This is a genomic window from Variovorax sp. 05L425 (assembly GCF_056397705.1).
This window is the reverse complement of the sequence record NZ_JBFTNY010000019.1, coordinates 25,972-45,163: the sequence shown is the minus strand read 5'-3', so window position 1 is coordinate 45,163 and position 19,192 is coordinate 25,972. Positions and strand designations below refer to the sequence as shown.

General features: G+C 62.3%; 19 protein-coding genes and 1 pseudogene. 3 read left to right on the top strand and 17 right to left on the bottom strand.

Going from position 1 to position 19,192, the window contains the following annotated elements:
* Positions 1-252: 252 nt before the first annotated feature.
* The 9 genes and pseudogenes from AC1DN9_RS21035 to AC1DN9_RS20995 all read right to left on the bottom strand — a co-directional run.
* Positions 253-762, bottom strand: a pseudogene (locus AC1DN9_RS21035) (ABC transporter ATP-binding protein); the annotation flags it as partial.
* Positions 762-1,580, bottom strand: a complete 819-nt coding sequence (locus tag AC1DN9_RS21030) for an ABC transporter ATP-binding protein (RefSeq protein ID WP_478103442.1) — start codon at positions 1,578-1,580, stop codon at positions 762-764. The gene AC1DN9_RS21030 and the pseudogene AC1DN9_RS21035, both read right to left, overlap by 1 nt.
* Positions 1,581-1,587: 7 nt before the next feature.
* Positions 1,588-2,841: an ABC transporter substrate-binding protein gene (locus tag AC1DN9_RS21025; RefSeq protein ID WP_478103441.1), complete on the bottom strand. Its 1,254-nt coding sequence runs from the start codon at positions 2,839-2,841 to the stop codon at positions 1,588-1,590.
* A 16-nt stretch (positions 2,842-2,857) separates the two neighbouring features.
* The gene (locus AC1DN9_RS21020) at positions 2,858-4,009 is read right to left on the bottom strand and encodes a branched-chain amino acid ABC transporter permease (protein WP_478103440.1); all 1,152 of its coding nucleotides are present in this window, start codon (positions 4,007-4,009) and stop codon (positions 2,858-2,860) included.
* 61 nt (positions 4,010-4,070) lie between these two features.
* On the bottom strand, positions 4,071-5,012 hold the full coding sequence (locus AC1DN9_RS21015) for a branched-chain amino acid ABC transporter permease (RefSeq protein WP_478103438.1): 942 nt from the start codon (positions 5,010-5,012) through the stop codon (positions 4,071-4,073).
* The gene (locus AC1DN9_RS21010) at positions 5,009-6,292 is read right to left on the bottom strand and encodes a metal-dependent hydrolase family protein (protein WP_478103437.1); all 1,284 of its coding nucleotides are present in this window, start codon (positions 6,290-6,292) and stop codon (positions 5,009-5,011) included. The genes AC1DN9_RS21015 and AC1DN9_RS21010 overlap by 4 nt, the downstream gene beginning before the upstream one ends.
* 15 nt (positions 6,293-6,307) lie before the next feature.
* Positions 6,308-7,600 carry a metal-dependent hydrolase family protein gene (locus AC1DN9_RS21005; RefSeq protein WP_478103436.1) on the bottom strand — a complete coding sequence of 431 codons (1,293 nt, stop codon included), beginning with the start codon at positions 7,598-7,600 and terminating at the stop codon, positions 6,308-6,310.
* 2 nt (positions 7,601-7,602) lie between these two features.
* Positions 7,603-8,400 carry an alpha/beta fold hydrolase gene (locus tag AC1DN9_RS21000; RefSeq protein ID WP_478103435.1) on the bottom strand — a complete coding sequence of 266 codons (798 nt, stop codon included), beginning with the start codon at positions 8,398-8,400 and terminating at the stop codon, positions 7,603-7,605.
* A gap of 3 nt (positions 8,401-8,403) precedes the next feature.
* Positions 8,404-9,270 (bottom strand): fumarylacetoacetate hydrolase family protein, encoded by an 867-nt coding sequence (locus AC1DN9_RS20995; protein WP_478103433.1) that lies wholly within the window; start codon positions 9,268-9,270, stop codon positions 8,404-8,406.
* Between the two features lie 171 nt (positions 9,271-9,441).
* Here AC1DN9_RS20995 and AC1DN9_RS20990 point away from each other — a divergent pair, with 171 nt between their 5' ends.
* Positions 9,442-10,221, top strand: coding sequence for a TetR/AcrR family transcriptional regulator (locus tag AC1DN9_RS20990; protein WP_478103432.1), 780 nt, complete (start codon positions 9,442-9,444; stop codon positions 10,219-10,221).
* A gap of 3 nt (positions 10,222-10,224) precedes the next feature.
* Here the strand turns inward: AC1DN9_RS20990 and AC1DN9_RS20985 are convergent, their stop codons facing one another.
* Positions 10,225-10,629, bottom strand: coding sequence for a DUF3224 domain-containing protein (locus AC1DN9_RS20985; protein WP_478103431.1), 405 nt, complete (start codon positions 10,627-10,629; stop codon positions 10,225-10,227).
* On the bottom strand, positions 10,626-11,453 hold the full coding sequence (locus AC1DN9_RS20980; RefSeq protein WP_478103429.1) for a ferritin-like domain-containing protein: 828 nt from the start codon (positions 11,451-11,453) through the stop codon (positions 10,626-10,628). The genes AC1DN9_RS20985 and AC1DN9_RS20980 overlap by 4 nt, the downstream gene beginning before the upstream one ends.
* A gap of 38 nt (positions 11,454-11,491) precedes the next feature.
* Here AC1DN9_RS20980 and AC1DN9_RS20975 point away from each other — a divergent pair, with 38 nt between their 5' ends.
* On the top strand, positions 11,492-12,016 hold the full coding sequence (locus AC1DN9_RS20975) for a gamma carbonic anhydrase family protein (protein WP_478103428.1): 525 nt from the start codon (positions 11,492-11,494) through the stop codon (positions 12,014-12,016).
* Between the two features lie 119 nt (positions 12,017-12,135).
* Positions 12,136-13,134: an Hsp33 family molecular chaperone HslO gene (gene hslO / locus AC1DN9_RS20970; protein WP_478103426.1), complete on the top strand. Its 999-nt coding sequence runs from the start codon at positions 12,136-12,138 to the stop codon at positions 13,132-13,134.
* Between the two features lie 112 nt (positions 13,135-13,246).
* Here hslO and metG read toward each other — a convergent pair whose 3' ends face one another.
* From metG to AC1DN9_RS20940, 6 genes are read right to left on the bottom strand one after another with little or no spacing between them, the layout of a single operon-like run.
* Positions 13,247-14,941: a methionine--tRNA ligase gene (gene metG / locus AC1DN9_RS20965; protein WP_478103425.1), complete on the bottom strand. Its 1,695-nt coding sequence runs from the start codon at positions 14,939-14,941 to the stop codon at positions 13,247-13,249.
* A 59-nt stretch (positions 14,942-15,000) separates the two neighbouring features.
* Positions 15,001-16,164, bottom strand: coding sequence for a YcaO-like family protein (locus tag AC1DN9_RS20960; protein WP_478103424.1), 1,164 nt, complete (start codon positions 16,162-16,164; stop codon positions 15,001-15,003).
* A 3-nt stretch (positions 16,165-16,167) separates the two neighbouring features.
* Positions 16,168-16,677 carry a DUF6817 domain-containing protein gene (locus AC1DN9_RS20955; RefSeq protein ID WP_478103422.1) on the bottom strand — a complete coding sequence of 170 codons (510 nt, stop codon included), beginning with the start codon at positions 16,675-16,677 and terminating at the stop codon, positions 16,168-16,170.
* A complete protein-coding gene (locus AC1DN9_RS20950) occupies positions 16,674-17,228 on the bottom strand; it encodes a 2OG-Fe(II) oxygenase (protein WP_478103421.1) in 555 nt (184 codons plus the stop codon). Before AC1DN9_RS20950 ends, AC1DN9_RS20955 begins: the two co-directional genes overlap by 4 nt.
* 47 nt (positions 17,229-17,275) lie before the next feature.
* A complete protein-coding gene (locus tag AC1DN9_RS20945; RefSeq protein WP_478103420.1) occupies positions 17,276-18,157 on the bottom strand; it encodes a nitroreductase family protein in 882 nt (293 codons plus the stop codon).
* A 4-nt stretch (positions 18,158-18,161) separates the two neighbouring features.
* On the bottom strand, positions 18,162-19,187 hold the full coding sequence (locus AC1DN9_RS20940; protein ID WP_478103416.1) for a SagB/ThcOx family dehydrogenase: 1,026 nt from the start codon (positions 19,185-19,187) through the stop codon (positions 18,162-18,164).
* Positions 19,188-19,192 lie beyond the last annotated feature (5 nt).

The following is a 19,192-nucleotide window of genomic DNA, read 5'->3' as shown; positions in this document are numbered from 1 at the left end:
TTCGTCATGGCCGTTGGAGCGCACGCCGAGCAGGCGCTCCTGCATGTCGACGTCGGCCGCCAGTTGCGCGGCGGGCATCTGCTGCGCGATGCGCCCGTTGACCATCACGCCGATGCGGTCGGCCACAGAGATGGCGACGCCGAGGTTCTGCTCGATCAGCAGCACGGCGATGCGGCCTTCTGCGGCGAGGTCGCGCAGGGACTGCGCCACCTGCTCGACGATCATCGGCGCCAGCCCTTCGGTGGGCTCGTCCATCACCAGCAGCTTCGGATTCAGGAGCAGGGCGCGGCCGATGGCCAGCATCTGCTGTTCGCCACCCGAGAGCTGCGCGCCGCCATGCCCGCGTCGTTCCGCAAGACGCGGGAACATGGTGTAGACACGGTCGACTTCCCGCCGCCGGCTGGCGACCAGCCGCAATGTTTCGTCCACCGACAGCGACGGCCAGACACGCCGGCCTTGCGGCACGTAGGCGATGCCGCGCCGCGTGATTTCGTTGGGAGCGAGGCCAAGGATCTCTTCGCCCGCGAGCCGGATGCTTCCACGCGCAGGCACCATGCCGGTGATCGCGTTGCACAGCGTGGTCTTGCCCATGCCGTTGCGGCCGACGATGCCGAGCACGCCGCGTTCGAGCGTCAGGCTCACGCTCTGCAGCGCATGGGCGTGGCCGTAGAACACGTCGAGACTGTCGATGGCGAGCACCGGCGCGTTGTTGCCGACGGTGTTGGCGCCGTCGTTCTCGCGGCTGTTGCGGAACCAGGCCATCAGTGACGGCTCCCCATGTAGATGGCCTGCACCTGGGCGTCGCCCTCGATCTCTGCCGGGCTCCCGGTGCGCAGCGTGCGGCCGTTGTGCATCACGGTGACGCGGTCGACCACGCGCAGGGCGATCTCCAGGTCATGCTCGATCAGCACGAAGCTCATGTGCGCCGGCAGCGAGCGCAGCAGCGCGACGAGTTCCCGGCGCTCCCCAGGCGACAGGCCGGCAGCCGGCTCGTCGAACAGGATCAGCCGTGGCGCGCCGGCCAGCGCCATGCCGATTTCGAGTTGGCGTTGTTGCCCGTGCGCGAGATTGGCAACCTTTTCTTCTGCGATATGGGTCAGTCGCGTGCGCTCGAGCAAGTCTTGCGTCGCACGGGTCGAGGCATGCCCGTCGCGCGCCCGCAGAAAGCTGAAGCGCCCGTTGGCTACGCCGCGCACCGCGAGGAAGAGGTTGTCGCGCACCGTCAACTCGCGGAACAGAAGCGAGGATTGGTACGTACGACGCAGCCCCTTGCGGATGCGCTCGTACGGCAGAAGGTCAGTGATGTCCTCGCCGAAGAAATGGATGCGACCGCCGGTGGGCGGAAAGTCGCCGGTGATCGCATTGAACAGCGTCGTCTTCCCGGCCCCATTGGAGCCGAGGATGGCGTATTTCTCGCCCGCTGCGACGGTGAGCGACACGTCGTCCACCGCGCGCAGCGCACCGAAGGCACGCGTCACCCCGACGAGCCGCAGGGCATCGCCCGACAACAACTGCGCGCCGGCGCCGGCATTCGCGGCGCCGCGCGAAGCGGCCGATCGGAGAGGGGTGATCGTGGCCATTCGGGGCTCAAGTCCTGCAGTCGGGCACGTCGCGAGTGCCCAGGCCCATCTTCTTGAAGTCGGCCTCCGGCAGTCCCAACGTCTGCGAGATGTCAGGCACTGTCTTCACCACCTTGTTGTAGAACGAGCCGTCCGGCGCCTTTGTCACTTCGGTGATGTAGGTGGTGCCCACGCCGTTGCGGTTGGCGTCGATCTTCACCACGCCCGCCGGGCCCTGGAAGTTGGTCTTCTGCAGCGCTTCGCGATAGGCCTTCTGGCCGTTCGACAGATCGCCCTTCACTGTATCCAGCGCGTCGAGCGTCGCCTTGGTGTTGATGTAGTAGAGGTAGGCGAAGAGCGACGGGCTCGGGAAGCCGTCCTTGAAGTTGGCCTTGTAGTCGGCGACGAATTTCTTCCACTCCGGCGTGTCGATCGAATCGGCCATCGGGCCCGCGGATGCGGTGCCCAGCAGCGATTCGCGGCGCTTGCCCTTGTAGTTGAGGACCGTCTGGTCCACCGTGATCGAGCCGCCGATCATCGGCTTGTCGCCGCCGGCCTGCTCGTACTGCGTGAGGAAATTCACCGCGTCGGAGCCGCCCAGCACCACCAGCAGGGCGTCGGCATCTTTCGGGATCTTCGCGATGACGGAGGCGTAGTCCTTGGTGCCCAGCGGCACCCAGGCCTTGTCGATCACCTTACCGCCCTTGGCGCAATAGCTGGCCATGAAGCCCTGCACCTGCGAATACGGGAATCCGTAGTCCTCCGCGATCAGGAAGGTCTTCTTGTAGCCCTTGGAGAGCGCATGCTCGCCGAGGCCTACCATCCACTGCGCGCCCTCGGTGTTGAAGCGGTAGAAGTTCGGTGCCGGGTCCGAGAGCGTCGCCCCCTGCGCGCCCGAAGAGCCGTTGATGAAGGTGATGTTGGGCTGCGTCTTCGCGTAGTTCTTGACCGCGATGCCCTCGTCGCCCGACAGCGGGCCGATCATGATCTGGACCTTGTCCTGCTCGACCGCCTTGCGCGTGGCGTTCACGGCCTTGTCGGGGGTCGCGTCGGAAGAGACCTTCACGAACTCGATCTTCTTGCCGCCCGCCATGCCGTTCTTCTGCTTGAGCGCGAGGTCCGCGCCGCGCATGCTGTCCTGCCCGGGTGCCGCGAACGGCCCCTCCAGCGTGGCGAGGAGGCCGATCTTCAGGGTCTCCTGCGCGTAGGTGAACCCGGACACCGCAAGCAACGCCGCCGCGGCCACGATGCTGCGCCCGAACACTCTTCTGCCTTTGCTCATGTCTCGCTCCTGGTTGTCATTGATGAATGCGGCTCCGGCCGCGGTGGGTGAAAAGGCTCACCAGGCGTGTGCGGCTCTGCCACAAACCCAGAAGCCCGTCGGGGGAAAACAGGACGATCGCGAGGAAGACGCCGCCGATCACGAGGTTGAAGCGTTCGCGGTCGACGAGGTCGATGGCGAAGTTCTGCAGCAGCACGAACACGATCGCGCCGACGAAGGCGCCGACAGGATGCTTCATGCCGCCGAGCACGGCGATGATGAGGATGTTGATCATGGCGCCCGTGCCGATCGTGCCGGGCGAGATGCGGTTGTTGTACCAGACCATCAGCACGCCGCCGACCGCAGCCAGGAGACCCGCTACCGCATAGGCGGCGACGCGGTGCGCGGTGACGTTGTAGCCCAGTGCCTGCATGCGGCGTGGGTTGTCGCGAATGCCTTGCAGCGCGATGCCGAAGGGCGCGCGGATCAGATACTTCACCCAGAAGTAGCCGGCCAACGCGCACGCCAGCACGAGGAAGTAGAAGGGCACCGGCTCGCGAATGTCCAGCCCGAACACCGTCGGCGCCGCGAGCTTGCTGAAGCCCTGGAAGCCGTTGAACACCGTGTAGTTCTGCTGCGCCAGATAGAAGAACGCGACGCCGACCGCGAGCGTGATCATGATCGTGTAGATGCCTTCGGTGCGCACCGAAAGCCAGCCGACCGCCGCCGCGAAGATCGTGGCCAGCGCCACGGCCACCACCAGCGCCAGCCACCACGGCCAGCCCAGGCTGATGGCGATGTTGCTGCTGGTGCCGAAGATCGCAAGCATGTAGGCCGCGAAGCCCGCGACCGTCATCTGCGCGAGCGAGACCATGCCGCCGTATCCGCCCAGGAAGGTGAGCGACAGGGCGATCAGCCCGAGCGCGAGCGATTGCGCGCCGATCTGGTAGGTGAAGAACGGCGTAGCGACGAAGGGATAGATCAGCACGAAGGCCAGCACCACCACGTGCCGCCAATGCACCGCCCGCCACGCGGAACGCCAGCGTTGCGACGGCAACCCGGTCGTCCCGGCCGTCGATGTTGGCGTCGTCGCAACCGGATGAAGCCTGCCCGCTTCGCCGCTGCGCCGGGCCGCGCCGGCCGCGGCCGCCGAGGAGTTCATGGCTCGTCGCCATTGTGCGGCGCTCATTGAGAAACCTCCGTGCTTCGCACTGCGGTGCGAGCTTGCTTGGGGCGGCCCGGCACTGCGCTCATGTATTCCTCCCCATCAGCCCGCGCGGTTTGAAGGCGAGGGCGACCACCATGATCACGAAGGTGAAAACCACGCTGTACGTCGGCGCATAGGCGAGGCCGAACTGCTCCGCCAGGCCGATGAGCATCGCGCCGATGGCCGCGCCCACCACGCTGCCCATGCCGCCGACGATCACCACCACCAGCGAGGCGAGGAGGTAGCGCGTGTCCTCGCCCGGCGAGACCGACAGCGCCGTGCCGCCGACCACGCCTGCCAGCCCCGCCAGTCCTGCGCCGATGGCGAAGGTCAGCGCGAAGACGCGCTGCACGTTCACGCCGGACGCCGCGAGCATCCCGCGGTCATCGACGCCGGCACGGATCATCATCCCGATGCGCGTGCGCGCCAGCAGCAGCCACAGGCCGATGCCGATCACGATCGAGGCCAGCAGCACCATCAGCCGATAGGTCGGAAACTTGTTGACCAGCGGCAGCGTGGTGGAGCCGTAGATCCATGCCGGCGGGTCGAAGGTGTAGATCTCGGCGCCCCATATCCAGAGCGCGATGTCCGCCATCACGATCGAGAGGCCGATCGTCACCAGCGTCTGACGCAGGTCCTGCCCCTGCATGTGCCGGAAGATCAGCACCTGCATCAGCAGCCCCAGCACCGCGGCCGAGAGAAATCCGGCGATCACCGCGAGCACCCAGGAGCCCGTGTGCTCGCCCACCATCCAGCCGATGTAGGCGCCGACGAGATAGAGCGAGCCGTGCGCCAGGTTGACGTTGCGCATCAGTCCGAAGACCAGGGTGAAGCCGCTCGCGACGAGGAAGTACAGCGAGGCCAGCGTGAGCCCGTTGAGCAGCGTCTTGAAGAAGAGCGGCGCGTTGTCCACGATGGCCCACACCGCGAACACCGCGATCGGCACGCCGAACACCAGCCACGGCACCCACTGCCTGCGTTTCATGCGGCGCGCTCCCAGAGGCGTTGCGCGCTGAACTCCGGCGCCTTGGCGAATTCGCCGTCCTTCATCACGGCCAGGATGCGCTTCGGGTCACGCAGGATCGAAAGATTGGCGAGCGGATCGCCATCCACCAGCAGCAGGTCGGCGAGGTAGCCGTCCTGGATCGTGCCGAGTTCGTTGCCGCGCATCATGATCTGGCCGCCGTAAAGCGTGGCGCAGCGGATCGCCTCCATCGGCGTGAAGCCGAGGTACTTGACGAAAAACTCCAGGTCGCGCGCGTTCTGGCAATGCGGCGTGAAGGCGAAGCCGTAATCACCGCCCGGGAGGATGCGCACGCCGCGCCGGTGCATGGCCTTGAGCGATTCGAGTGCGGCATCCCACTCGATCTGGTAACCCATCGCCGAAGCCTTCTCGTAGGTGATGCCGTAGGCCTCGGCCTCGTGCAGCATCGCGTAGAGGATCGCGATGCCCGGTGCGACGAAGACGCGGTCCTTCGCGGCCTCGAGCATGTCGAGCGTCTCCTCGTCGGTGAAGCTCGCGTGGTAGATCACATCGATGCCGTGCCGCAATGCCTGCTTGACCGATGCCGCCGAGCGGGCGTGTGCCGTGCCGCGCTTGCCGCGCACGCGCACTTCGGTCATGGCCGCATCCACTTCCGCGTCGCTCATCCAGGTGGTCTCGGCCGGCGAGTCGGGCGTGAAGTTGTCGCCCGAGAGGTTGAGCTTGATCGAGTCGACGCCGTACTTGAGGAACATGCGCACCACCTTGCGCATGTCGTCCGCAGAGTTGACATTGACGCCGAAGCTGAACTCGGGGAAGGGCAGGTGCGGCAAGGTCTCGTCGCCCAGGCCGCCGGGCACCGTGATCTCCTGGCTGGCGGCCAGATAGCGTGGCCCCGGGATCTGGCCCGCATTGATGGCATTGCGGATCACCACGTCCAGCCGCGGCTTGGCGCACGCCGCGCCGACGCAGGACGTGAACCCCGCCTGCAGATACCGGCTCGCCACCTTGGCGCACCACAGCACGTGCTCTTCCAGCGGCATGCGCTGGATGGCCGAAAGCGTGGCCGCGTCGTTCCACGAAAAGTGCGTATGCGCCTCGCACATGCCGGGCATCAGCGTGGCGCCGGCCGCGTCGACCACCATCGCACCGCTCGGCGCGATCGGCGCGGTGCTGCGGCCCACCTGGCGGATGCGATTGCCGCGCACCAGCACGCTGCCGGAGTAAGGATTCTGTCCTGTCCCGTCGATGATTCGAACGTTAGTGAAGACGACGTCAGCCATGATCTTCTCCTGTGTTCACGCACTTGCCCACCGGGTGGTGTGCGCGCGGCGCACGGGCGGGGCACGATGGAATTCACCATCCTTCATCACGGCCAGGATGCGCGCCTTGTCCTGCAGCACCGTGATGTCCGCGAGCGGATCGCCGTCGATCAGGAGGATGTCGGCGAGATAGCCCTCGCGGATGTAGCCGAGCACCTTGCCCATGCGCATCATCGGCCCGCCCCAGGCGGTGGCCGAAAGCAACGCTTCCATGGTGCTCATGCCGACATACTTGACGAAGTACTCCAGGTCCTTTGCGTTGGTGCCGTGCGGTGTCCACGCAAAGCCGTAGTCACCGCCGGGCAGGATGCGGATGCCGCGCCGGCGCATCGCGCGCATGCTCTCGACGGCGGCGTCCAGCTCGCGGTGGTAGCCCATCTTGCGCGTGACTTCGGGCGTGAGGCCCCATTCGCTCGCGTGGTGGGAGGTGTTGATGAGCCATGCGAGTCCGGGCGCAATGAAGTGCTCGAACTTGTGCGCTTCGAGCATATCGAGCGCTTCCTCGTCGGTGAAGCTCGCGTGGTAGATGACCTCGATGCCCTGCTTGACGCACTGCTTGATCGACCAGGTGGAGCGCGCATGCGCCGCGACCCGCTTGCCCCATGCCTTGGCCTCCTGCACGCAGACGGCGATCTCCTCTTCGGTGAACTGGCTCATCTCGCTGGGCATGCCGGTGATCGATTCGCCCGACAGGTTGATCTTGAGCGAATCGACGCCGTACTTGACGAACATGCGCACGCAGCGCCGCATCTCTTCTACGCCGCTGACCACCGCGCCGAAAGCGAACTCGGGCTGCGGCAGGTGCGGCTGCGTGGTGTCGCCCAGGCCGCCAGGCACGGTGATCTCCTGGCTGGCCGCGAGATAGCGCGGGCCGATGATGGTGCCGTCGGCGATGGCGTTGCGGATCACCACGTCGAGCCGGGGCTTCGCGGCGGCGGCGCCGACGCAACTGGTCCAGCCCATGTCGAGGTAGCGCTTGGCCACTTCAGCGCACCACAGGATGTGTTCTTCCGGCGGCATGCGTTGGATCGCATCGAGACTGGGCTGGTCGTTCCACGAGAAATGGGTGTGGGCCTCGACCATGCCCGGCATCAGGAAGGCGCCCGCGCCGTCGATCACGCGTGCGCCGGTCACGGGCGCGGACTGCACGCCGTAGCCCGTGCGGACGACGCGTGCGATGCGGTTGCCCTGCACCAGCACATCGCCGGTGAAAGGCGCTTCGCCGCCACCATCGAAGATGCGCACATTGGTGAACATCACATCGGCCATGGTCAGATCCTCGCTTGTGCGGCCAGGAAGTCACGCAACTCGCGCTGGCACTCGTCGGGGCGCTCGATGGGCGTCCAGTGGCCGCAGCGCGGCAGCACCACCACGCGCTTGCTGGCCGCGCGGTGCAGCCGGTCGGCCATCGCGCGGACGGACTGCGGCGGCGCGACGCCGTCTTCGTCGCCCGTCACCAGCAGTACGGGCGCTTCGATGCGGTCCACTGTGGCGGGCTGCGCGCCCGCCAGCGCTTCGCAACTGCGCGCGTAGGCTTCGCCGTCCTGGCGCATCAGGCTTTCACGCACGAAGGCGACAGCGATCGGAAGTCGCTGGCGCGTGTCCGCCGAAATCGCGGCCTGCAGCAATGCCTGCGTGATCTCCTGCATGCCGGCCGCGCCTTCTCGGGCCTTCGCGGCGCGCGCCTTCATTGCCGTGCGGGCGGCATCGGGTGGCGCGATCAACGGGCCGAAGAGCGCAACGCCGGCCACGAGTTTCGGATGATCCGCCGCGATGTGCTGGCAGACGATGGTGCCCATCGAGTGCCCGATCCAGTGGGCGCGCGCCACATTGAGCCGCTCGCACACGCGAAGCAGCGTCTCGACGTAGCGCTCGATCGACAATTCGCCTTCGGCGCGCTGCGAACGCCCGCTGCCGGGCAGGTCCACGCGGATCACACGGTGTCGCGCCATCGCGGGCATCAGCGGCGTGAAGGTGTTGCCGCTGCCGCCCAGGCCGTGCACGCAGACGATGGCCGGGCCTTCGCCTTCTTCTTCCACCGCGATGCGGTCGATCAGTTGGAATGCCATGGCTTACTCGAATCGGTTCTCGATGACGCCCACGCCGTCGATCTCGACGCGCACCACGTCGCCCGACTTGAGCCAGCGTGGCGGATTCAGCCCCATGCCCACGCCGGCCGGCGTGCCCGTGGCGATCACGTCGCCCGGGTAGAGCGTGATGCCGCGCGAGCAGGTCTCGATCAGGGTAGGGATGTCGAAGATCATGTCCTTCGTCAGCCCGTCCTGTCGCGCTTCGCCGTTGACCCAGCCGCGCACGCGGGTCGCTCGGCCGTCGAGTTCGTCGGCGGTCACGATCCACGGACCCATCGGGCAGAAGTCGTCGAAGCTCTTGCCCAAGTCCCACTGCTGATGGCGCATCTGCACGTCGCGCGCGGTCACGTCGTTGACGATCGTGTAGCCGAACACGTAGTCCATGGCGCGCGACCGCGCGATGTCGCGCCCGCCTCGACCGATGACGACTGCGAGTTCGGACTCGTAGTCGATCTGCACGGTGGTGGAAGGCGAGGGCAGCCGCACCGTGTCGCAAGGCCCGACCACGCATTCGCCGAGCTTGCCGAAGACGATCGGCCACGGATCGCTTGCAGGCATCGATTCCCGGAACACCGTGCCCGCAAGTTCTTGCGCATGCGCGCGGTAGTTGCGTCCGATGCAGAACAGACTGCGCAAGGGGCGCGGCAGCGGTGCGCGCAGCGTGATCACGTCGACCGGCAAGCGCGTGCCCGATGCGGGCGGCAAGGTTTCGCCACGCGCCAGTGCCTGAATGAGCGGGAGCACTCCCGCCGAAGCATCGCGCACCGCAAGAGGCGCGGCTTCCCGCCCGTCGGCAGAGATCGTGCCGACGTGCTCGCGTCCACCCCAACTCCAGCTGGCCAAGCGCATGCCGTTGTCTCCGGGTTGCTTCGCGGTGCTTCGAGCCTTGCGCTCGTCGCCGCGAAGATCAGGGAACCTGCGTTTTGAGACTTGCGTCTCAAATCGGGATCGGTGCATCATACGATCCGCCCTCGGACACACACAAGCCAAGTCAGCCCCCCAAGAACCCGTAGAAACCCCATGGCTCGACTGAAGCACAAGCTGAGTGAACCCCCGGTGCCGCCGGAGAGCGGTGTCAAGGCCGCCACTTTCAAATTGCTGCTTGGCGCCGCCATGGACATCATCCAGCAGAGCGGCCACATTCCTTCCGTCGCCGAAGCGGCGGCACGGTCGAAGGTGTCGCGCGCCACCGCCTACCGCTACTTTCCGAGTCGCAGTGCGCTGGTGACGGCCGTGATCGACAGTTCACTCGGCCCCGTGAGAAAGCTGGCTTCCGACATCCCGAACGGGCGCGACCGCGTGCACGAGCTGTTCCTGCAGACCTTCCCGCGCTTCAAGGAATTCGAGGCGCAAATGCGGGCCGCGGCGCAACTGTCGCTGGAGCAATGGGGGCTGGAGCGCGCCGGCCTGCTGGAAGAAGAGCCCTACCGGCGCGGGCATCGCGTGCGCATCCTCGAACATGCGATCGCCCCCCTTGCGCCGCAGCTGCGTCCGGCCGCGAGAGACCGGCTGCATCACGCGCTGTCGGTTGTCTATGGCATCGAGCCCTACGTGATCCTGAAGGACATCTGGGGACTGCGTGACCGCGAGGTGGAGCGTACGGCGCTGTGGATGGCCGATGCGCTGATCGATGCGGCGCTGCGCGAGTCCGAGCAGGAGCCGCCGGCTCGTGCGGCGCGTGGCAATGGCGCGCGCCGGCCACAGGCGGTCGCGAAGCTCGTTGAAATTCCTGGCCGAAGTCCCGTCAAAAAAAAGTCGAAGTCGAAGTCGCAGCGCGGCGAAGCCCGAACTGGGGCATGACGTTCAACCGCCGGGCAGGCGATAGGTCAATTCGTAGAAGTGCTTGCCTTCCACGATATCGATCTTGAACGCGCCTTCGATACCGGCCAGCTCTTCGGTGCCGGAGTCCGGAACGACGGTCACGGACAGTGAGGGCGCGCCGCGGCGCATCGTGCCGGTGTGCTGCAAGACGAACGAGCCGCGCTTGTTTCCGAGAACCCCGGTGACTCGCTCGATGGCAACGTAGCCGGCCGAGCCCTTGGTGCTCGTCATGGCGCTGAGCATCTGCCCCTTCGTGGTTGCAACGAGATCGCCGGTGATCTGCTTGTCGAGGGTCATGCGGCCCAGCAGCTTGGGCTCGGAATCCTCGCTTTCGAATGGCAAAGGTTGGAGCGAGACCGTGAATGTGCCTTTTGCGACTTGGGTCATGGAGATTCCTTGGGTGGGTGAGCCGTCAGTGCGTTCAACTCTTCGTCGGTAAAGCCGGCCCGTACACGCGCCTCGATGTTGAAGGGCGGCTTGAGACGCGGCGCCTCGTGCCGGCGGTAGAGCACGCGGTAGTGCGAGATCGGATCGAGCCCTTCGCGTTCGCACAGCCAGCCGTACCAGTGGTTGCCGATCGCCACGTGGCCGATTTCGTCGCGCAGGATGATGTCGAGGATCGCGCAGGCATCCAGCGCGTCGGGCGTGTTGACACGGCGCAGCTTGGCCTGGATCAGTGGCGTCGCATCGAGCCCGCGGGCTTCGAGCGTGCGCGGCACCAGCGCCATGCGCGCGACGACATCGTCCTTCGTCTTCTCGCACATGTTCCAGAGGCCGTCATGGCCGGTGAAGTCGCCATAGCTGTAGCCCATGCCGCGCAGGTGCGCGTGCAGCAGGGTGAAATGCCGGGCTTCCTCGTCGGCCACGCGCAGCCAGTCGCGGTAGTAAGCCTCGGGCATGCCGTCGTAACGCCAGGCGGCGTCGAGCGCGAGATTGATCGCGTTGAATTCGATGTGGCAGATCGAGTGGATCAGCGCGGCGCGCCCTTCGCGCGTGAAAGGCGATCGCTTTTCGACCGCGGTGGCCGATACGCGCAGGGGGCGATTTGGTCGGCCGGGCACGCCGGTTTCGTCGCTGGCCTGTCGAACCGGCACGGAGAGGGGGCGAGTAGCGAGAAGGTCGAGTTCGGCGAAGACGGCGCGCGTGGCCGCAACCTTCTCTTCAGGATCGGTCAGCCGCAGTGCGGCCAGGGCGCCAAGGCGAGGGTGCATCCCTACAATTCTAGTTTTTGACCTCTGGAGACACCGCGATGGCCCTGTATGAACTCGACGGCGTGGCGCCGCAACTGGGCGAAGGCGCCTGGGTCGCCGACAGTGCGCAGGTGATCGGAAATGTCGTGCTGGCCGAGAACGCCAGCGTCTGGTTCGGCGCGGTGCTGCGTGGCGACACCGAAACGCTCAGCATCGGGCGGAACAGCAATGTGCAGGATCTGTCGGTGCTGCATGCCGACCACGGCTGCCCGCTGACCATCGGCGAGAACGTCACGGTGGGCCACCAGGTCATGCTGCACGGCTGCACGATCGGTGACAACTCGCTGATCGGCATTCAGGCGGTGATCTTGAATAACGCGAAGATCGGCCGCAATTCGATCGTTGGCGCCGGCAGCGTCGTGACCGAGGGCAAGGAATTCCCCGACAACTCGCTCATCATCGGCTCGCCCGCCAAGGTGGTTCGCACGCTCGACGATGCGGCCGCCGCCAAGCTGCGGCAGAGCGCCGAGCACTATGTTGAAAACGCCCATCGCTTCGCGAAGGGCCTGAAGAAAATCGCTTGAATGAAGCCCACTCCCACCTCTTCCCGCGTTTCCGAGACCAAGGCACCCGCGGAACCGGCTTTGCCGGGCCGCTGGGTGCGCCCCCTAGAGGGGGAGCGCCAAAGGCGCATGGGGGTGTAATGTCTGAACTCCACAAGTTCCTGTTCGATGGCCTGCCGGTGCGCGGGATGATCGTGCGCCTGACGGATGCCTGGCAGGAAATCCTGGCGCGACGCGCGTCCAACACCGCGACCGGCGCCTATCCGGCGCCCGTGGCCGAACTGCTCGGCGAGATGACGGCCGCCGCCACGCTGATGCAGGCCAACATCAAGTTCAATGGCGCGCTGATTCTTCAGATCTTCGGTGACGGCCCGGTCAAGATCGCGGTCGCCGAGGTCAAGCCCGATCTCAGCCTGCGCGCCACCGCCAAGGTGACCGGCGAACTGCTGGCCGACGCGCGGCTGTCCGACATGGTCAACGTGCACAGCAAAGGGCGCTGCGCGATCACGCTCGATCCCAAGGACAAACTCCCCGGGCAGCAGGCATACCAGGGCGTGGTGCCGCTGGTCGGCGACCACGGAGAAAAGCTTCAACGGCTCAGCGACGTGCTCCAGCACTACATGTTGCAGAGCGAACAACTCGACACCACGCTGGTGCTGGCGGCGGACGACAAGGTCGCCGCGGGCCTGCTGATCCAGCGCCTGCCGGTCAAGGGCGAGGCCAACCTCGAAGGCACCGCCAAGGGCGACCACGACCAGGTCCAGCAAGACCAGATCGGTCACAACGAGGACTACAACCGCATCTCGATCCTGGCGTCGAGCCTCACGCGCGACGAACTGCTCACGCTCGACGTCGACACCATCCTGCGCCGCCTGTTCTGGGAAGAAAAGGTGCTGCGCTTCGAGCCGCAATCCGGCATGCTGGGGCCGCACTTCGCGTGCACCTGCGGACGCGCGCGGGTGGAGGGAATGATCCGTGGGCTCGGTCAGGAAGAGGCCGAGAGCATCCTCGCGGAGCGCGGCGACATCGAGGTCGGATGCGACTTCTGCGGCAAGCAATATCGCTTTGACGCGGTCGATGCCGCGCAGATCTTCACGGCGCCGGGTGATCAGATGCCCGGCACGGCGGTGGTCCAGTAGGCTCACTGGTGAGCGGCCTTTTGCTGCAGCTACGGGGGAAGTGACAAGGCTTTGATCACGGCCAGTCAGCGATAAGGATTGCGCGAGTTGGACGCTGAAAAAATGTGCGCCATCATTGAGAAGCAGAAAAAGCTTGATGAAGCTGCTCGGTAGTGACTCGCCCAAGCAAATGTTTGTACGGCTGAATTGAATGCCCGGGTCCTAAATAGTGCTCGGCGCTGTCAAAATTGAGCGGGGCTATTTGCATGAAATCCTCCGCGCGCTCTGCCAGTTGCGGAACAATCGGCCTCAACACGACGGTAAGTAGTCGGAAAGCTTCAATGCAGAATGAGCAAACAACATGCAGCGCACGGTGCTGCACTGGATCCTTGGCAAGCAGCCACGGCTTTTTTCCATCGTAAAAGGCATTGACCAAGTCAGCCATGCCCATCGTTTCACGAATCAGCCTGCTGTATTCGAGGTGGGCAAAGCAGTCTGCGGAATGTTGAACATGAGCTTGAAGTTGTGTCAGTAAAGCAGCAGCCTCTCCATCGCAAGCACATAACCGGGAGTCGAAGTATTTCGTTAAAAATCCTGCCGATCTGCTTGCGATGTTGACAAATTTTCCGATTAAATCGGAATTAACGCGAAATACAAAATCATTGAAATTGAAATCAATGTCTTCAATTTTTGAATTCAGCTTGGCTGCAAGATAATATCGCAGACAGTCGGGATCCATTTTTGCCGCAAGATAGTGCATCGGGTCCATGCCGTTGCCCTTGCTTTTGCTCATTTTTTCGCCGTTGATCGTAAGGTGGCCATGCACATGTATACGGGAAGGGGCTTTGCGTCCACTGAATTTAAGCATCGCTGGCCAGAATAGGGTATGAAAATAGACGATATCCTTGCCAATGAAGTGGATCTGCTCCATTTCACTCGAATCCATGAAGGCTTCAAAATTCTCCTGTACTCTTGAGTTTGGATATCTGTGGTTGCACGCTTGACCTTTGGAAAAATGATTTTTCAGACTCGCAAGATATCCAATTGGCGCATCCAGCCAGACGTAAAAATACTTGTTTGGTGCATCTGGAATTTCAATTCCGAAATAGGGGGCATCCCGCGAGATGTCCCAGTCGCGCAGACCAGATGAAAACCATTCTTTTGTCTTGTTGAGGATTTCAGGCTGCAGCGAGCCGCCTTCTGTCCATCGGCGCAGATAATCCGTGACTTTCGCGTCTGACAGGTGAAAAAAATGATGTTCGGACGATCTGATCTCGGGCACAGCTCCGGTCAGTGATGAGCGTGGTTCCAGTAGGTCGGTCGCAGAATAAACAGTTCCGCATACCTCGCAAGCGTCTCCATATTGATCATGGGAGTGACATTTCGGACAGATCCCCTTTACGAAACGATCTGGAAGAAACATGCCTTTGACAGGGTCAAAGAATTGCGAAACTTCTTGAGTAAAAATTAGACCTGTTGATTTCAATGATAGGTAAATTTCTCGCGCTAAATTTCGATTTTCAGGACTATGGGTCGTGTACCAATTATCGAATTCGATGCTAAAGCCAGCGAGAAAGGCCGTGCGACCTCCCGTCACGGAGGCAACATAATCTTCGGGTTTCATTCCCGCGGCTTCCGCCGCAATCATGATGGGCGCTCCATGTGCATCGTCTGCGCAAACGAATTGAACGGAGTTGCCCCGCATGCGTTGCGCGCGAACCCAGATGTCTGCTTGGACATACTCCATCAGATGTCCAGCATGAAGTTCGCCGTTGGCATATGGCAAGGCCGTGGTGACAAAGAATTTTCGATCGCGATCAATGGTCATTTAATTTGTATATTTGCGAGATTGTCATCTTCTTTGGAAATTATTTTCCATTGGACGTATTACGCTAAACAAGTCGAAATACGTCTATAAGCTTTGGGGATGGTGATTCCAAGCCGGTTGCCGAGGTCATTGAAGTAATTCAGGGGCTTCCCGGGGTCGACATGTGCATAGAAGTCCGGGCTCAGCACTCTTGCGACGGAGTGCCTACCCAGTATCGATCTCTCCTGTGCAAGGTAGACATAAATGCGCTGAGACACAGACAGGAGGTTTTCGCGAATGTCGTTCAGCGAGCAGCGGGGAAGCGCCACGAGCGCGCTGAGTTGAAGGCTGGGAGTAGCGAGCAAATCCGAAAGCGGTGTTGTTCTCCCCTCGATATGGAAGGTTGCTGCATTCCTCTCGAGGCGCCCCGATACCCGCCACTCGTCGCCGGTCCGTACGGAGAACATGGACTGATTCCTCTCCGTTAGGAAGGCTCGCGCGTGCGCTGCCTCGGACAGGGCCTTTTGAAGGGCCTGACCGGCATTGAGCGCGCAGGACAGTCCAGAATAGAGGCCAAATGCGCCTCTCTGTCGGTCAATGCCGTATGCGAACACGGTATAGCCGCCCAGGCCGGCATCCAGAACGTAAGCACTCAAGTTCTCATCGATGTCACGGCGTGCCGGCTCGAATGCATCGATGCCATTGATCCTTGTGGCCGTAGCACCTCCCAACCACCAGGCTATCCACGTTTGTCGCTCTACGAACTCCATGGCTGCATGTTCGAGTGCGCGCGTTTCATCGACGTGCGCCGCCATTCCGCTTGAGTCGCGGTTTGGGTGCGTCACAAAATCATGCCGAAGGTCGGTGTGACCGAGACTCACTAAGTTTCTGGGCATGAGGCATGGTTGCCAATCTCTCCACCTCAAGACGCGACATGCTGACAGCTTGACGCGGGGCCAATCAAATTGCTCCGCCGAGAGTTGAGAATAGAACTGAACAAGGCATTCCTCGCCAGCGTCGTATTCGCCGAGAAAATAGCAGCCACATGCGGACACCCGATGCATGAAATGCCGTCGCTCGACGAACTCGCCGAGTGCCCGGCTGACCGTGCCGTTCAGTCCGAAGGCGGCCCCCGCGGCGCTTCCTTCGAATCCGCAGACCCTTGCCTCCGTCAGCAGCCGTGGCGTATGGATCGAGTAGGCATCGATGTCGAATCGATGTAGCGAGGAACTGGCCCAGAACATCCGCTACGAAGCTAGGCAACGACGCAGTTCGCGCGAGATCGAGTCGCGCAACCGGAAATCGGGATTTCCCTGCCGTTGCAGGATCGCGGACAGAAATTGCTGGCCCAGGCCTTGCTCAATCAGGTTCGCACACTCGATTTCGATCAACTCCACCGCTTGCCGAGGGGCAAGATCACAGCTAGTGGAATCACGTCGGTCGAGTACTCTTGCCGGAAACGGAGACTCCAGAAAAGCCTGCGGACGATCCGCGATGCAAAACATATACGCAAGTTGTTCGGCTTCAGCGCCGATGATCTCGGTGACTTCACGCCTTCGTTTCAGTGGTAGTGTCTGAACGCGATAGATGTTCGTTCCATAAACGCTGTGATAGAGACCGGCAAGACAAACATGTCGCTCGCATCCCCAGGAAACGAGCAGATCATGCGTTCCCTTCAAATGTGCATAAAGCGAGCCGTGCAGATGCATGGATAGGACGGCTCCGCACTCAACCAGATGGGTGAACTCCTGACTCATTCCACTGCCTTGCGTTGCGTCTTGATGACGACCGATATGCGAAGTTCTGCGCAATCCCGGCTAGGGGCTCTCGCACAATGAGGAATGCACCCGGGGAAGGTGATCGCCCGGCCGGGCTTCGGGTAGATCGAACGAATGATGTTCTCTCCGTCTTCCGCATAGAAGACCGTATCGCCAGCCCAATTGCGATCCCAGGCCGTGTGCGCGTAGTACACAGTTGAGAAGTAGTTTTCCTTGTCGTCGTGGTCGATGTGAACGGAGCCCTCGACGCCATAGGTATGTGCGTTGGCGTAGACCCGTAGAGGTTCATGCCCTCGGAGCACAACGTTCTCCAGCGTCTTCCACAACTTGAAGATTGGGGCTAGAAGCGGTTCCTGCTGAAGCTCGTCTTCGCAACTGCTTCGCCCCTCCTCCGAGCCGGCAAAGTGCGAATGCCAATAGCAGAATCGATCCTTGGTCCTATTCGATTTCCAGCCGTATTGCCAGATCGGACTGCGAACGAGGGCGGAAATCTGTTGCTGGAGCCGAGGCTCAACAAAATCTTCGCTCACGACAATCCCATCATGTCGTCCAGTTGTCATGCAAGATTCCCCAATGGTCATGCAGCTTGCCTATCGTCGCTCAGCCCAACGATCAGGAGTGGTTCTAATTCGAGCGGCATGTAGGGAGGCTGCGACATGAATTCGGCGCTCCGCACTTCAAGCTGCAAGCCGTTGTGCTCGGCATGCAGCTTGAGCGCCGCTAGGACATGGCCCAGATCGAGATAGATGCATTGATAGATCCACCCTGTGCGGTAGCGCCATTGATATCTTTCAAAATCAACACCGATAACGAGCTCGGGCCACCGTGTCGATCGGTTGTCATTGCTCGCCGGAATCGCGCCGATCCTCCCATCGTCATGAATGCGAAGGAAGATTCTGCGTTGCGTCGAGACCTCGTTGACCAGCACGTGACAGATCAGTCCGTGCCTGGCTCCGATGGACGGGACCATTTTGCGAGACACTGTTTCGTGATGAAATTGCACCGTCTGTATGCGCTGAAATATCAGACGTGCCGCTGAGAGTGCCATGGTCCCGAGGTTGGTGAGGTCCAGTTCAGCTGCGTCAACTACCCGCTCTTCGCCTGAATGGCGTGAGATGTAAGGGTCCTCGGCCTCATAGTCCAGCATGTCTTGTGCATCACGGCGCATCGCTGATGCATTGTCGGCATAGTCCCAGTGACGTCCGGACGCTCTCAAAACTCGAAAATCATCGCTGGCGTGACATGAGCTGACGTCTGCGCCGAGCAGTCCGAGGGCTTGAAGGTCGGATCGGAGGCGCCCTTCTTGAAAAATGATGCCTGAGGTGAGCGAGTGAATAAAAGTCTCGCGTTCCGACGCCGACATGCCGGAGGTCGAATAGTGAGCCTGATTCGCGGAATACGAAAGCCTGCAATCGTTTGGCAGCAGCCAGAAGGTTGGCAATGAAGTTGTCTTGCGCATGACCTCAACCAATTGCAACCTGGCAGACGGCGGTTTCCATCAAGCCATCTATCCCGAGCATCTCTTCAACTTTTCGTTCTTCGATCGAATAGGCACTGAAAAATGGGATCCGCATCGATTTGGCGAGCAACTGAAGTGAAAGCAGAAGGTGACCGACATCTAGGTGAATGACTCGATAGCTGCGAGAATCTCGGTATCGGTGCATGCTTCGCTCGACAACTGATGTCAGGACAATGGCGGCTTTCGGCACGAAGTTAATGCGACGGTTCAGCCCAAAGATCTCGTGCATGTACGTTTCGAGAAGTTGAATCGGTCTGATCGACTCGAGGCAACATGTCGACGAATTGAAGTGATAAACGCCTGGTTCAAGGCCGCCAAGATTGAACGCGAGCAGATATGCCTCGGTGGGATGGCGACTGCCCCCGGATGGGCTTGTTCGACGCACATGTGATCCGGTGACTGCGAGTCGCTTGTGGCCGCTCACGCCGAATGTCTCGGCGAGAAGGTTGCCAACGATCTTCAGAGAAGCCGAAACTTGATCGGACTCACGGCCTGTACGTTCAAGTACCTCTGTGAATGCCATTGACGAAGCGGGCCGCTCCATTGGCCCCGTCGTGGTGGCGGCCGGATACCCTTTTGTCTGCGCAGGCATAGGAGAGGCTTCGATCTTGGATCGCATGCCCTTGAAGTCCTCAACCCAGCCAGCAGTCACCGAGTAGTCAAGCTTCGGGAGGAAATTCGTGTGCAGGTAGTGGCGTAGAGGTTCGATCCAACCACAATCTGACCAGGCTTGTGCGTCGGTGGCGTCATACAGTCGTTCTTCAGCCGATGGCGAGTTTTCGTCGACACCCGGGTCGTCGAAATGGAGCGCACCGTCGCATAGCCCTTCGAAGAATTTCACGTCCAAAAGTGCATCGACGGCCCATCGATCTCTGCTCGCGGGTTCATACAGGGCAGCCCATGCCGGCGTGAAGAGGGCTTCCAATAAGATGTTTCGACGGCGGCCAGCAACAAGTTCAGTTGTTTTCATCGGTT

Excerpts from the sequence above, each read along its gene's own strand:
- AC1DN9_RS21030 (WP_478103442.1), bottom strand. The coding sequence starts at position 1,580 with ATGGCCACGATCACCCCTCTCCGATCGGCCGCTTCGCGCGGCGCCGCG.
- AC1DN9_RS21025 (WP_478103441.1), bottom strand. The coding sequence starts at position 2,841 with ATGAGCAAAGGCAGAAGAGTGTTCGGGCGCAGCATCGTGGCCGCGGCG.
- AC1DN9_RS21020 (WP_478103440.1), bottom strand. The coding sequence starts at position 4,009 with ATGAGCGCCGCACAATGGCGACGAGCCATGAACTCCTCGGCGGCCGCG.
- AC1DN9_RS21015 (WP_478103438.1), bottom strand. The coding sequence starts at position 5,012 with ATGAAACGCAGGCAGTGGGTGCCGTGGCTGGTGTTCGGCGTGCCGATC.
- AC1DN9_RS21010 (WP_478103437.1), bottom strand. The coding sequence starts at position 6,292 with ATGGCTGACGTCGTCTTCACTAACGTTCGAATCATCGACGGGACAGGA.
- AC1DN9_RS21005 (WP_478103436.1), bottom strand. The coding sequence starts at position 7,600 with ATGGCCGATGTGATGTTCACCAATGTGCGCATCTTCGATGGTGGCGGC.
- AC1DN9_RS21000 (WP_478103435.1), bottom strand. The coding sequence starts at position 8,400 with ATGGCATTCCAACTGATCGACCGCATCGCGGTGGAAGAAGAAGGCGAA.
- AC1DN9_RS20995 (WP_478103433.1), bottom strand. The coding sequence starts at position 9,270 with ATGCGCTTGGCCAGCTGGAGTTGGGGTGGACGCGAGCACGTCGGCACG.
- AC1DN9_RS20990 (WP_478103432.1), top strand. The coding sequence starts at position 9,442 with ATGGCTCGACTGAAGCACAAGCTGAGTGAACCCCCGGTGCCGCCGGAG.
- AC1DN9_RS20985 (WP_478103431.1), bottom strand. The coding sequence starts at position 10,629 with ATGACCCAAGTCGCAAAAGGCACATTCACGGTCTCGCTCCAACCTTTG.
- AC1DN9_RS20980 (WP_478103429.1), bottom strand. The coding sequence starts at position 11,453 with ATGCACCCTCGCCTTGGCGCCCTGGCCGCACTGCGGCTGACCGATCCT.
- AC1DN9_RS20975 (WP_478103428.1), top strand. The coding sequence starts at position 11,492 with ATGGCCCTGTATGAACTCGACGGCGTGGCGCCGCAACTGGGCGAAGGC.
- hslO (WP_478103426.1), top strand. The coding sequence starts at position 12,136 with ATGTCTGAACTCCACAAGTTCCTGTTCGATGGCCTGCCGGTGCGCGGG.
- metG (WP_478103425.1), bottom strand. The coding sequence starts at position 14,941 with ATGACCATTGATCGCGATCGAAAATTCTTTGTCACCACGGCCTTGCCA.
- AC1DN9_RS20960 (WP_478103424.1), bottom strand. The coding sequence starts at position 16,164 with ATGTTCTGGGCCAGTTCCTCGCTACATCGATTCGACATCGATGCCTAC.
- AC1DN9_RS20955 (WP_478103422.1), bottom strand. The coding sequence starts at position 16,677 with ATGAGTCAGGAGTTCACCCATCTGGTTGAGTGCGGAGCCGTCCTATCC.
- AC1DN9_RS20945 (WP_478103420.1), bottom strand. The coding sequence starts at position 18,157 with ATGCGCAAGACAACTTCATTGCCAACCTTCTGGCTGCTGCCAAACGAT.
- AC1DN9_RS20940 (WP_478103416.1), bottom strand. The coding sequence starts at position 19,187 with ATGAAAACAACTGAACTTGTTGCTGGCCGCCGTCGAAACATCTTATTG.